Origin of the sequence: Luteibacter sp. ME-Dv--P-043b, assembly GCF_030209605.1 — a bacterium.
Taxonomy (GTDB): Bacteria; Pseudomonadota; Gammaproteobacteria; order Xanthomonadales; family Rhodanobacteraceae; genus Luteibacter.
In genome coordinates this window covers 70529-82443 of the sequence record NZ_JARVRT010000020.1, presented here as the reverse complement: position 1 = coordinate 82443, position 11915 = coordinate 70529, and the positions used below count along the sequence as shown (strand labels likewise).

The 11915-nt window shown below is 67.3% G+C and carries 12 protein-coding genes; 6 read left to right on the top strand and 6 right to left on the bottom strand.

Going from position 1 to position 11915, the window contains the following annotated elements; all coding sequences use genetic code 11:
• Positions 1–191 precede the first annotated feature (191 nt).
• Positions 192–1088: a LysR family transcriptional regulator gene (locus QRN34_RS13220; RefSeq protein ID WP_285405064.1), complete on the bottom strand. Its 897-nt coding sequence runs from the start codon at positions 1086–1088 to the stop codon at positions 192–194.
• On the opposite strand from QRN34_RS13220, the gene QRN34_RS13215 reads away from it, so the two are divergent.
• Complete coding sequence (locus QRN34_RS13215; RefSeq protein ID WP_285405063.1) at positions 1045–1980, top strand: NAD(P)H-dependent oxidoreductase; 936 nt, start codon at positions 1045–1047, stop codon at positions 1978–1980. The genes QRN34_RS13220 and QRN34_RS13215 overlap by 44 nt on opposite strands.
• Before the next feature lie 17 nt (positions 1981–1997).
• Here QRN34_RS13215 and QRN34_RS13210 read toward each other — a convergent pair whose 3' ends face one another.
• Together QRN34_RS13210 and QRN34_RS13205 are read right to left on the bottom strand one after the other, a co-directional pair.
• Positions 1998–2339: a YkgJ family cysteine cluster protein gene (locus QRN34_RS13210; protein ID WP_036143039.1), complete on the bottom strand. Its 342-nt coding sequence runs from the start codon at positions 2337–2339 to the stop codon at positions 1998–2000.
• 10 nt (positions 2340–2349) lie between these two features.
• Complete coding sequence (locus QRN34_RS13205) at positions 2350–3237, bottom strand: neutral zinc metallopeptidase (RefSeq protein WP_285405062.1); 888 nt, start codon at positions 3235–3237, stop codon at positions 2350–2352.
• A 104-nt stretch (positions 3238–3341) separates the two neighbouring features.
• Between QRN34_RS13205 and QRN34_RS13200 the strand changes: the two genes are divergently transcribed.
• Positions 3342–3776, top strand: coding sequence for an MAPEG family protein (locus QRN34_RS13200; protein ID WP_285405061.1), 435 nt, complete (start codon positions 3342–3344; stop codon positions 3774–3776).
• 6 nt (positions 3777–3782) lie between these two features.
• On the opposite strand, the gene QRN34_RS13195 is transcribed toward QRN34_RS13200, so the two are convergent.
• Complete coding sequence (locus tag QRN34_RS13195) at positions 3783–5357, bottom strand: TerC family protein (protein ID WP_285405060.1); 1575 nt, start codon at positions 5355–5357, stop codon at positions 3783–3785.
• 122 nt (positions 5358–5479) lie between these two features.
• Here QRN34_RS13195 and QRN34_RS13190 point away from each other — a divergent pair, with 122 nt between their 5' ends.
• The gene (locus QRN34_RS13190; RefSeq protein WP_285405059.1) at positions 5480–6259 is read left to right on the top strand and encodes a CPBP family intramembrane glutamic endopeptidase; all 780 of its coding nucleotides are present in this window, start codon (positions 5480–5482) and stop codon (positions 6257–6259) included.
• On the opposite strand, the gene QRN34_RS13185 is transcribed toward QRN34_RS13190, so the two are convergent.
• Positions 6256–6852, bottom strand: a complete 597-nt coding sequence (locus QRN34_RS13185) for a class I SAM-dependent methyltransferase (protein ID WP_285405058.1) — start codon at positions 6850–6852, stop codon at positions 6256–6258. The genes QRN34_RS13190 and QRN34_RS13185 overlap by 4 nt on opposite strands.
• Positions 6853–6953: 101 nt before the next feature.
• On the opposite strand from QRN34_RS13185, the gene QRN34_RS13180 reads away from it, so the two are divergent.
• The 3 genes from QRN34_RS13180 (at position 6954) to QRN34_RS13170 (ending at position 10061) form a co-directional block, all read left to right on the top strand.
• Positions 6954–7253: a hypothetical protein gene (locus QRN34_RS13180; RefSeq protein ID WP_285405057.1), complete on the top strand. Its 300-nt coding sequence runs from the start codon at positions 6954–6956 to the stop codon at positions 7251–7253.
• Positions 7254–7353: 100 nt separating this feature from the next.
• Positions 7354–8862, top strand: a complete 1509-nt coding sequence (locus tag QRN34_RS13175; RefSeq protein ID WP_285405056.1) for a DUF1800 domain-containing protein — start codon at positions 7354–7356, stop codon at positions 8860–8862.
• A gap of 8 nt (positions 8863–8870) precedes the next feature.
• Complete coding sequence (locus QRN34_RS13170; RefSeq protein WP_285405055.1) at positions 8871–10061, top strand: DUF1501 domain-containing protein; 1191 nt, start codon at positions 8871–8873, stop codon at positions 10059–10061.
• Here the strand turns inward: QRN34_RS13170 and QRN34_RS13165 are convergent.
• On the bottom strand, positions 10058–11896 hold the full coding sequence (locus tag QRN34_RS13165; RefSeq protein ID WP_285405054.1) for a glycoside hydrolase family 15 protein: 1839 nt from the start codon (positions 11894–11896) through the stop codon (positions 10058–10060). The genes QRN34_RS13170 and QRN34_RS13165 overlap by 4 nt on opposite strands.
• Between the last annotated feature and the right edge of the window lie 19 nt (positions 11897–11915).

Below are 11915 nucleotides of genomic sequence, written 5' to 3'. Positions count from 1 at the left end.
GTTCGAAGCCCGACCCGGATGTGGCGCGGGTAGGAGCGCACGATGTGCGCGAATCGGGTACACGGCCGCGGAGCGGCCCTTCTCCAGCGGGTCGCCGCAGGCGTGGCCCCGAGGGTGGCACCCGCCGGCTCTTGCCCCAAGGCGCCAAGGTGCCAAGGCCCAACGCGATGCCGAAGGCGAGCCCACCAACCTCACACCGATCCAGCAATACGCTCCCGCAACCACTGATGCCCCGGATCGCGGTGGACCCGCTCAGGCCAGAGCATCAGCATGTCGAAGCCGGGCACATCCACGGGCGGCTCGACGACCCGAAGCATCGCGTTGCCGCGTACCAGACGCGACGGCACCATCGCCACCAGGTCGGTACTCGCCAGCACGGCGCTCATGAACAGGAAATGCGGCACCGACAGGACGACGCGACGGTGCATGCCACGCTCGGCCAGCACCGCATCGGTCGCGCCCTGGAAGCCGCCCCCATCCGGCGACACGATCACCTGGTCGAGCTTGCAGAACTGCGCCAGCGTCGGGCGGCGTTTCAGCTGGGGATGGTCGGCACGGCCCGCCAATACGTAGCGCTCGGTGAACAGCGGCCTGCAACGCAGGTCAGGCGAGGCTTCACTGCCGATCAGGAAGGCAAGGTCGATGTCGCCTTGCTCGGCCCGGCGGGCTACCTGCGCCGGCGCGCTCTGCATCACGGCAAGCCGCATGGCCGGCGCCATCGCGCGCAGCTCGGCCAGCGCGGGCAGCAACACGGTGAACTCGCTGTAGTCGAAGGCGGCGATACGCCAGGTCCGGTCGGACCGGGCCGGATCGAACGGGCGGGCCGGCGCCACGGCCTGTTCGAGCGCGGCCAGGGCCAGCCGGAGCGGCTCGCGCACCTCGTCCGCGCGTGCGGTCGGCCGCATGCCGCGCGGGCCCGGCAGCAGCAGGGGGTCGCCGAAAATCTCCCGCAGCCGGGCGAGCTGCACGCTGACCGATGGCTGCGAGAGATGCAGGCGCACGGCGGCGCGGGTCACGCTGTGCTCGACCAGCAAGGCATCCAGCGTGACCAGCAAGTTCAGGTCGAGACGTCGCAAGGCATTGTTCATGGCAATACCTAAGATAGCTGAAATTCATTTCCACTATGAGCGACCGGCCATCAGTCTTTCCTGCTTCAGCGAAGGAAGCCCGACCATGAAAGTTCTGCTCGTCCATGCACACCCCGAACCGACCTCCGTGACGCACCAACTGGCCGACATCTCGCACGAGGTACTGCAAGCGCAGGGGCACGAGGTGATGCGATCCGATCTGTATGCCATGGGATGGAAGGCCGTCTTCGACGCGCAGGACTTTCCCGACCGAGTGCAGCGGGATCGCCTCTCCTTCATCGACGAGTCGCGGCATGCGTTCGCGCAGGCGTGCCAGACGGCCGACGTACAAGCCGAGCAACACAAGCTGCAGGAAGCCGAAGCGGTGATCCTGCACTTTCCGCTGTGGTGGTTCAGCATGCCGGCGATCATGAAGGGCTGGGTGGATCGGGTGTGGGCCTACGGGCTCGCGTATGGCTATCGGGAGGCCGGCAACGCCTTCCGATACGGTGATGGTGGCTTTGCCGGCAAGCGTGCGCTGCTGGCCGTCGCCGTGGGCGGCCCGGCGATCGACTACTCCCCTCGCGGCATCAATGGTCCGCTGGACCAGCTGCTCTTTCCCATTACCCATGGGACACTGTTTTTCCCGGGGATGCAGGTATTGCCCACGTTCGCCGTCTACGGCGCCGCCGCCATCGATGCCGCGGCGATGGCCGAAGCCGCTACGACATGGCGCAGGCGGGTGGAGGGGCTATTCGACGACGCACCTATCCCCTTTCGTACCCAGAACGGTGGCGACTACCCGGACCGTCATGTACTGGCCGATCATCTCGTGCCGGATCGCAGGGGACTGATGGCGCACGTGGCCGAAGCCCTCGCGGAGACGGAGGGCCAGGCGCCGGTCGCTCGTTGAGGTGCACCGTTGACGCGCTACGCGAAATCCGCAGGCGTCAGCGGCACCATGCCGTGCTTCAGCCTCGCCTTGTCGCACTGCGGGCTGGGCTGTCCGTTTTCCCACGCGGGCTGCAGGTCGTGACAGGGCGAGGGGCGTACTGCGTAGATACCGCAATGCGCCGCCACGCCCACCTCGCCGACCAACGACCGGCACCGCGGCTCGTACGCGTTGGTGCCGTGCATGTTCACGCGATGCGGATCGAGGTGCTCCGTCAGCGCCGACGGCACGATGCCGCCGGCGAGGTCGGTTTCCATCCAGTGGAAGGCCACGCGATACGTGGCGCAGCACGCGCCGCAGCGCAGGCAGGGATGCGTCATGAGCAGCTGGTCAGAGCGAACCGGCGAACGTGTCGCACTGGGCCATGTCGCCCGAGGCCAGGCCGGTCTTGAACCAGTGCACGCGCTGCGCGGAGGTGCCATGGGTGAACGAGTCGGGCACGACGCGACCCTGCGCCTGTTCCTGCAAGGTGTCGTCGCCGATGGCGGTGGCCGCGTTGATCGCCGACTCGATGTCGCCGGCCTGCAACCACTTCTGCCGCTGGTCGGAGTGGTTGGCCCAGACGCCGGCGTAGCAATCGGCCTGGAGCTCCTGGCGCACCGACAGGCCGGTGGCGCCTTCCACCGAGGCGCCTCGACGCTTGGCACCGTCGACCTTGTCGAACACGCCGGTCAGGTTCTGTACGTGGTGGCCGACCTCGTGCGCGATGACGTAGGCACGGGCGAAGTCGCCTGCCTCGTGGAATCGCTGCTGCATGGTCTGGAAGAAACCGAGGTCGAGGTACACCTTGTGATCGGACGGGCAGTAGAACGGGCCGACCGCGGACGAGGCGGAACCGCAGGCCGTGCGCACGCCGTCGCGGAACAGGACCAGCTTCGGCCGCTCGTACTGCTGCCCCTTCGCGGCGAATATCTCGCCCCAGGTGTCTTCGGTCTCGCCGAGGATCGCCCGCACGAAGTCGGTCTGCGGATCGGCGGCCGAGGCCGCGTCGTCCACCGGGCGTGCCGGCTGCTGCTGGGTGGTCTGGTCGGTGCCGGCGCCCGGATCGCCCTGCCCACCCAGGAGCGCAGTGGGGTCCTTAAAGAACACCATGCCGATGATCGCCAGCAGGATGATGCCGCCGATGCCCAGGCCCCGACCGCCGAAGCCGCCACCACCGCCGCTGCCGCGACCGGCATCTTCCACGTTGTCGCTTCTGCGACCCTTTTGCCAAAGCATGTCGGTGTCTCCTCCCATGGGGCGCCTCCAGCGAGACGCGGTCGGCATGATCGCATGGACGGTTGCCGGTAGACTCGCAGGTCATTCAGCCTACGGATCGCTTCATGACCAGCCAGCTACCCGCCGTCGTCACCCTGCTCACCCTGCTGCTCATGTTCTACACGGTATGGACGGTAGGCCACGCACGCAAACGCTATGGCATCAAGGCGCCGTCCATCTCGGGCGATCCTGCGTTCGAGCGCGCCTGGCGGGTGCAGATGAACACGCTGGAGAACGCCGTGATGTTCATCCCGGCGCTGTGGCTGGCGGCCCAGTACGTGGATCCGCTGTGGGCCGGCATCGCCGGTATCGTCTGGCTGGTCGGGCGCGTGTGGTACGCGATGGCCTATGTGCGCGACGCCTCGCGCCGCGGCCCGGGCTACCTGGTGTCGATGATCGCCTGGGCGGCGCTCATGCTGATGGCCGCCGGCGGCATGGGCATGGCCATCATGGAGAACAACGCGTCGCCGCCGGTGGACGACGCCGCCGCGGCGGGCTGAGGCCTCTCAGGCCTCGTCCCGCGGCAACGACAGCACGCGCACGCGCTGGATGCGGGCGCCATCCATGGCGGTCACCTCGAAGTCGAAACCGTCGACATCGAAGCGATCGCCAGCCGCTGGCAGCCGGCCCAGCTGGGACAGGACAAAGCCCGCCAGCGTGGAGAAGTTTCCCTCGGCCGAGCCCGGCAGGCGATGACCCAGCAGGTGCTCGACGCGACGCACGTCCAGGCTGGCATCCAGCAACCAGGCCCCATCGGGCTCGCTGACCGCCGAGGGGTCGCCTTCGCGGCTCTCGTCGGGGAATTCGCCGGCGATCACTTCCAGCACGTCGGCGGGGGTGACCAGGCCGAGGATGCTGCCGTATTCGTCCACCACGAGTGCCATCTGCAGCGGCGCGCGGCGGAACTCGTCGATCAGGCGCAGCACGCTCAGCGATTCCAGCACCGTGATCGGCTTGCGCACGAAGTGCGAGGTTTCCAGGCGGCCGTGATCGGCCAGACTGGCCAGCAGGTCGCGTGAGGACACCACGCCCACCAGCTGGTCGAGGTCGCCCTCGGCCACCAGCATCCAGTGGTGCGCCGACTCGCGCGCTTCCGTCAGCAGCGTGGTCAGGTCCTCGCCGGGGTCCACCCAGACGATCTCCGTGCGCGGCGTCATGATGGAGCGCACCGGACGCTGCGAGAGGTCGAGCACGCCCTGCACCATCTCCAGCTCGTCCTTGCCGAACACGGGCGTGTCCGCGGCTTCGACGCCGGTGTCGTTCTTGCCGTTGTCCGGCTCGTCGTCGGAGCGGCCGCCGAGCAGGCGCAGCACGGCCTTGGCGGTGCGGTCGCGCATGGCGCGGCCGCCGACCAGCAGCGAGCGGTGGCGATTGCGCCGCATCGTCTGGTTGAACACCTCGATCATGATCGAGAAGCCGATGGCCGCGTACAGGTAGCCCTTGGGAATGTGGAAGCCGAAGCCCTCGGCGATGAGGCTGAAGCCGATCATCAGCAGGAAGGACAGGCAGAGGATCACCACCGTCGGACGCGCGTTGACGAACGCGGTCAGCGGCTTGCTGGCGGTGATCATCAGGGCCATGGCCACCACGACGCCGACCATCATGATCGACAGGTGATCCACCATGCCCACGGCGGTAATCACCGAATCCAGCGAGAACACCGCGTCCAGGATGACGATCTGCGCCACCACCAGCCAGAAGCTGGCGCGGCGACCGGACTTGCCGCCGTCGTCGTCGTCGGCCTCCAGGCGCTCGTGCAGTTCCAGCGTGGCCTTGAACAACAGGAAGCCGCCGCCGATCACCAGGATCAGGTCGCGCCAGGACAGGCCGAAGCCGTTCCAGTTGAACAGGGGGGTCGTCAGCGTCACCAGCCAGGACATGGCGGCCAGCAGGCACAGGCGCATGACCAGCGCGAGGCCCAGGCCCATCAGCCGCGCGTGGTCGCGCTGGCGGGCGGGAAGCTTGTCGGCGAGGATCGCGACAAAGACGAGGTTGTCGATACCGAGCACGATCTCCAGCACGATCAACGTGAGAAGACCCGCCCAGGCCGAAGGGTCGGCAAGCCAGTCGAATGCGAACATGGGTCGGCGCGGCGAAGCGCCCGGTTTCCTCCTGAAGGGACGAAATACTATACAGGTGCCACGTGACGGTCGACGCCACGCGCGTCGTTGCATTTGCCGCGGGGCCTCCGCTAGGGTGCCGCATGCCTCACGACCTGCCCCTCGCCACGCCGCCGCCCGTTCCGGTCGCCGCCCCTGTCCGCGCGCCCGGGCTGGTGGAGGCCATTCTCACGATCCTGGCCTACTTCGCCCTGCAAGTGGGCTTCGGCGTGGGGTTCAAGCTCAGCACCGACCTGCTCGCCCGCTGGTTTCCGGACGCCATGCCGGATGCGCCGGACCGCATCATCCTGGTGGTGATGGCGACTGTGGCGCTGTCCACCTGGCTGATCGTGCACGTCGTGCTGCGCCGCTGGGGTCCACTGGCGCGGTCCGGCGACGCCCTCGGCCTCGGTTTCCGTGAGCCAGACGGCAAGTTCATTGCCATCGGCGCCGGGCTGGGCATCGCCGCGGCCATCCTCGGCGGGTTGCTCACTCAGTGGCTGGCGGGCGATCGCGCGGTCTCGCAGACCGTCACCGAGATCGCCGATAAAGCGCACCTGGGCATGCGCATGGCCCTGGTGCCTGTCGCCGTCCTGGTCGGGCCGCTGGTCGAAGAGGTGCTGTTCCGTGGCGCGCTGCTGGCCCGCCTGCGTGTGCGCCTGGGCGACGGCTGGGCCATCGCGATATCCAGCGTGATCTTCGGCGCCGTGCACCTGCCCGACCTGGGCTGGCTCTGGTATGCCGTGCCCAACCTGATCCTGGTGGGCGTGTTCTGCGGGTGGCTGCGCGTGCGCAGCGGCTCGATCTGGCCCGCCTATGTGGCCCACGCGGCCAACAACGGCCTGGCCGTGATGGCCTGGTTCTCGGCTACCGCAGCGGGTTAGCAGGTCTCCAGCGCGGCCACGTGGCGCGCCAGCCGCGGGCTGGCGTAGCACTGCGAGCCCACCGGGATCAGCCCCACGGCGTTGAACGCCTCGCGATAGAACCGGGCCGGCCGGCCGTGGAAGCCCACGCGATCGCCGCCGGGATCGTCTTCCCGCGTGTACACCTCGAGGAAGGCCAGGCCTTCGGTCATTTCGCCGATGCCGACAAGTCCCGCGCGGATCTCGGCGGGCTTGAGGTAGTGCAGTACGTCGGTGCACACGATCAGGTCGAAGCGGGTGTCGAAGCGCAGCTCGGCCAGCTGACCGAAACGAGCCAGGCCGATCTGCCGGGAGCGGCCGTAGCGCGCCACGGCGTATTCGCTGGCTTCCAGGCCGCGGTAGGCGATGCCCGGACGCAACCGGCGCAGCACGGCCCGCCAGGGCGCCTCGCCGCAGCCCACGTCCAGCACGTTGCGCACCGGCCGGCCGAGATAGAACTCCGCCTGGCCCAGCACCATCGATACCTTGCGGGTCAGCTCGGCCGGGGAACGCACGGCGTGCTCCGCGCTGCGATACCACTTGTCGAAATAGGCCTGGTCGTAGGTCTTGCTCATGCGCCGCACGCCACCGGAAAACCGCCATGGTAGCGGGCCGTACACCCGGGGCATACATCGATCGCCGCAGCATCGGGGCTCTTTGTTCCGAGGACCAGCCCATGCCCCTTATCCAGCTCCGTATCACCGGCGACCGCGACATCTTCGACGACGTGATGAACGCCATCCATGGCATCGACCGGGTCGAGCGGGTCGAGGAAATCGACGACCTGATGATGGGCGTCCGCGACGATTCGAGCTCCAGCGAGTTGTCCGACGATGTCTCGTCGCGTACGTACGTACTCGAGGTCGAGGTGCCGAACGACAAGGTCGGCGAAGAAGTGCGAAGCGTGGCCGAAGAGACCGCCGGAACGCGCGAGGCCGCGATCGAATTCGTCGATCCGGACGAAAGCGAAATCTGAACCGACCCATGAATGCTGCATTTTCTTGCGGCATTCATGCGTAAACCCCTTGAAAGGGTCGCCGTTCTAAGGTGTTGCACGCACCGAGAACGGAGGTTCCATGCGATCGCTCGCTATCGCTATCCTGCTGGCCCTGACTGCCCTGCCCGCCGCCGCGCGCGATGCGCCGCTATCCAAAGACGACGTAGCGTGGCTGAATCGCGTCACCTTCGGCGTGGATTCGGCCACCGTGGCGCGCTACCGCGAACTGGGGAGGCGACGCTTCCTCGACGAACAGCTGCACCCCACGGCCCAGGGCCTGCCCGAGGCGGTACGCGCGCAGATCGCCGCCTACGACGTGATGAAGGCACCGCTGCCCCTGCGCATGGCGCAGCTGCGCCAGCGTTACCAGTACATCAAGGCGATGCCCGACGGCGATGCCAAGACGGAAGCAAAAAAAGCCGTGCAGAAGGAAGGCAGCCAGTACGCCGAGCAGGCGCAGGCGATCGAACTGCTGCGCGCGGTGTACGACGAGAACCAGCTACGCGAACAGATGGTCTGGTTCTGGCTGAACCACTTCAGCGTGTTCCAGGCCAAGGACCGCGTGCGCTGGCTGGTGGCCAGCTACGAAGAAGACACCATCCGCCCGCATGCGCTGGGCAAGTTCCGCGACCTGGTCATGGCCACGCTGCGCAGCCCGGCCATGCTGGAATACCTGGACAACGCGCAGAACGCGCGCGACAAAATCAACGAGAACTACGCGCGTGAACTGATGGAACTGCATACGCTGGGCGTAGGCTCCGGCTACACGCAGGACGATGTGCAGAACCTGGCCCACGTGCTCACCGGCGTGGGCATCGACAACGACGGGCAGCCGCGGAAGATCCGCCCGGCTTGGCAGGCGTACTACGTCAAGGACGGCCTGTTCGAGTTCAATCCGAACCGCCACGATTTCAGCGACCAGCATTTGCTCGGGCAGACCCTGGCAGGCGGCGGCATGGACGAGGTGGAGAAAGCGGTCGACCTGATCGTCAGCCAGCCGGCATGCGCGACGTTCGTGTCCACCAAGCTGGCCAAGTACTTCGTCTCAGACAACCCGCCGCCGTCGCTGGTCGCAGCCATGGCCAGGACATTCCACCGTACTGACGGCGACATCGCGGCGGTGATGCAGACGATGCTGGAGTCGAAGGAGTTCACCGCCTCGCTGGGCAAGCGCTACAAGGACCCGACCCAGTTCCTGGTATCGACCATGCGGCTGGCCTACGACGGCAAACCCGTGAGCAATCCCCGCCCGCTGGTGAACTGGATCAACCAGCTCGGCCAGGCGCCGTTCGGCCGTATCACGCCCGACGGCTGGCCCACCGCGGACACCGAGTGGTCCAGTTCCGGCCAGGTGGCCAAGCGCTTCGAGATAGCTCGCTCCATCGGCAGCGGCGCCAACCACCTGTTCGATGTGGACGACAGCGGCAAGGTGCAGGGCGGCGGTTTTCCGCAACTGACCACACCCACTTACTACGCCACCATCGAACCGTGGCTGAGCCCGAAGACGCGCGACGCGCTGGCCCAGGCCACGTCGCAGCAGGAATGGAACACCTTCCTGCTGTCCTCCCCCGACTTCAATTACCACTGAGGCTTCCCATGGATCGCCGCCAGTTCCTGCTCGCCCTCGCCGCCACCGTGCCCGCCCTGACCCTGGGCGGACAGGTATTCGCCGCACCCGCCGGCTCGCCGCGTTTCCTCCTGGTGTTCCTGCGTGGCGGCTACGACGCCAACAACCTGCTGGTGCCTTATTCCAGCGATTTCTACTACGAATCGCGCAAGAACATCGCGCTGGCCCGACCCACGCCCGGCGATCCTAAGTCCGTGCGCGCCCTGGACGCGAACTGGGGCCTGGCGCCGGCAGTCGCGGCCAGCATGGGCCCGCTGTGGGACAAACGGCAGCTGGCCTTCGTCCCCTTTGCCGGTACCGACGACCTCTCGCGCAGCCATTTCGAGACCCAGGACAACATCGAGGCCGGTGCCTCGGGTAACAGTCGCGACTACGGCTCGGGCTTCATGGGCCGTCTGTCGTCGGTATTGCGCGGCGTGCCGCCGATCGCCTTCACCGACGCGCTGCCGCTGACGTTCCGCGGCACGGGCGACGTGCCCAACATCTCGCTGAAAGGCGGCGACAAGGCCGTTTTCGACGACCGTCAGTCGAAGATCCTTGCCGACATGTACCAGGGCACGACACTGCAGGCGGCGGCCACCGACGGCCTGCAACTGCGCCAGCAGGTCGCGAAGGACCTGCAGACCGAGATGGTCGCCGCCAGCCGCGGTGCGGTGAACGCGCGCGGCTTCGCCCAGCAGGGCCAGCGCATGGCCACCCTGATGCGCGATCGCTTCCGCCTGGGCTTTGTCGACGTGGGCGGCTGGGACACGCACGTCAACCAGGGCGGTGCCGATGGCCAGTTGGCTGGCAACCTCGACAACCTCGGCCAGGGCCTGGCGGCGTTCGCCGACGGCCTGGGCGAGGCGGAATGGAACAACACCGTCGTGGTGGTCGTGTCGGAATTCGGCCGCACCTTCCGCGAGAACGGCAACAAGGGTACCGACCACGGCCACGGCACCACGTACTGGGTGATGGGCGGCAAGGTGAACGGCGGTCGCATCGCCGGGCAGCAGGTCGCGGTGGATGCGAAGAACCTGCTACAGAACCGCGACTACCCGGTGCTCAACAACTACCGCGACCTGCTCGGTGGCCTGATGCAGCGCATGTACGGGTTATCCCAGGAGGACATCAACCGGGTGTTTCCCGAGGCGAAGCCCACCGACCTGCATCTGGTCTAGGGCTGCCAGACCTGCCCGTCTGGATCGCTCAACTGACGATCCAGATAGAACGCGGCACTGATGAAAGCCAGATGCGTCAGCGCCTGCGGGAAGTTGCCCAGCAGTTCGGCTCTCAGGCTCAGTTCCTCGGAGAACAGGCCGAGGTGGTTCGCGTAAAGCACGCCGCGCGCCATGATCTCGCGCGCCTCGGTCAGGCGACCGGCGCGCGCCAGGCATTCCACGTACCAGAACGTGCACGTGGTAAAGGCACCCTCCCCGCCTTCCAGGCCGTCCTCGTTGCGATAACGGAACATCATCCCGTCGTCGGCCAGCTGGTCGTGGATCGCATCCAGCGTGGCCAGCCAGACCGGATCGGTAGCAGAGACGAAGCGCACCAGCGGCATCATCAGCAGCGCGGCATCCAGATCGGTGCCACCTCGCGTCTGCACGAAGTAACCGTGCTCGGGGTGACGGAAGTTCGTCCAGATGTCGTCGGCGATGCGATCGCGCACGGCGGCCCACTCCACCACGGGACCCGGCAGCGAGCGCTTGCCCGCCAGCCGGACGGCGCGGTCCAGGGCCACCCAGCACATCAGCCGGGAGTGCAGGAAATGCTGCTTGCCGCCGCGAATCTCCCAGATGCCTTCGTCGGGGTCCTGCCAATGGCGACTGACGTGATCGACCATGCGCACCACGTGCAGCCAGCCGGTGTGGCTGATCGCGCGGCCGTACTTGTTGGCCAGGTACAGGCTGTCCATCAACTCGCCGAAGATATCCAGCTGGGTCTGCGTGCGCGCTCCGTTGCCGATACGCACGGGGCGTGACCCGGCGTAGCCGGCCAGGTGCTCCAGCGTGTCTTCCTCCGCTGCTTCGGTGCCGTCGATGGCATACATGATGCGCAGCGCGGTGTCCTCGTCCAGGTCCATCAGCCGGGCTTCCGTCCAGCGACGGAAGTGCTCCGCTTCGTCGATGTAGCCCAGGCGCATGAACGCGTACACGGTGAACGAGGCGTCGCGTATCCAGGTGGCGCGATAATCCCAGTTGCGACCGTGGCCGGTGGCTTCGGGCAGGCCGAAGGTCGCGGCGGCCGCCACCGAGCCGTGCGTGTGCGACGTAAGCAGTTTCAGCACCAGCGCGGAGCGCTCGACACGCTCGCGCCAGCGACCGCGGTAGGTCGATCGACGCGTCCAGCGGCGCCAGGCCTCGGCGGTGTCCTCGCAGGCGGCTCGGCATTCCGCTTCGTCGGGCGGATCGTGCGCCTCGTCGCCAAGGGTGAACCACACTTCCTCGCCAGGATTTAGCTCAAACTCGGCGTGCGCGGCGCCCTCGCCTTCCTCGATCATCAGCGGCACCTTGGACGCCAGGCGCAGGGACTGCGGCCCGTCGTGGAAGACCACGCTGTCGCCGTACTCCTCCACCGCCGGCACCCGCCGCGCGTAATCCAGTCGCGGGCGGCAGCGCACGCGGATACGCACCCTGCCACGCGGCACGCGGATACAGCGCATCACGCAGGCGGCCACGCGCGGTTGTGTCTCGGGATGGGGCATGAAATCAGTGAGTTCGACGCTGCCCGCCTCGCTCATCCAGCGCGTAATGAGCACGTTGGTCTCGGGTACGTAGAGCTGCATGGTGCGCGCATCGACCAGGTCCGGCGTCACCGTGAACTCGCCACCCTTGTCCGGATCGAGCAACCCGGCGAAAACGGTGGGGCTGTCCATGTGCGGCCAGCACATGAAATCGATGGTGCCGTCGCTGGCGACCAGTGCCGTGGTGTCGAGGTTGCCGACGATGCCGTGTTCGCCGATGGTGCGGCCGGGCACGGGGTTGAGCTGCGGTGTTTTCGAGGGCTTGGACATGGCTAACCCATGCCACAGC

Coding starts and splice junctions, on each gene's coding strand:
- QRN34_RS13220 (WP_285405064.1), bottom strand. CDS start 1,088: ATGAACAATGCCTTGCGACGTCTCGACCTGAACTTGCTGGTCACGCTG.
- QRN34_RS13210 (WP_036143039.1), bottom strand. CDS start 2,339: ATGACGCATCCCTGCCTGCGCTGCGGCGCGTGCTGCGCCACGTATCGC.
- QRN34_RS13205 (WP_285405062.1), bottom strand. CDS start 3,237: ATGCTTTGGCAAAAGGGTCGCAGAAGCGACAACGTGGAAGATGCCGGT.
- QRN34_RS13200 (WP_285405061.1), top strand. CDS start 3,342: ATGACCAGCCAGCTACCCGCCGTCGTCACCCTGCTCACCCTGCTGCTC.
- QRN34_RS13195 (WP_285405060.1), bottom strand. CDS start 5,357: ATGTTCGCATTCGACTGGCTTGCCGACCCTTCGGCCTGGGCGGGTCTT.
- QRN34_RS13190 (WP_285405059.1), top strand. CDS start 5,480: ATGCCTCACGACCTGCCCCTCGCCACGCCGCCGCCCGTTCCGGTCGCC.
- QRN34_RS13185 (WP_285405058.1), bottom strand. CDS start 6,852: ATGAGCAAGACCTACGACCAGGCCTATTTCGACAAGTGGTATCGCAGC.
- QRN34_RS13180 (WP_285405057.1), top strand. CDS start 6,954: ATGCCCCTTATCCAGCTCCGTATCACCGGCGACCGCGACATCTTCGAC.
- QRN34_RS13175 (WP_285405056.1), top strand. CDS start 7,354: ATGCGATCGCTCGCTATCGCTATCCTGCTGGCCCTGACTGCCCTGCCC.
- QRN34_RS13170 (WP_285405055.1), top strand. CDS start 8,871: ATGGATCGCCGCCAGTTCCTGCTCGCCCTCGCCGCCACCGTGCCCGCC.
- QRN34_RS13165 (WP_285405054.1), bottom strand. CDS start 11,896: ATGTCCAAGCCCTCGAAAACACCGCAGCTCAACCCCGTGCCCGGCCGC.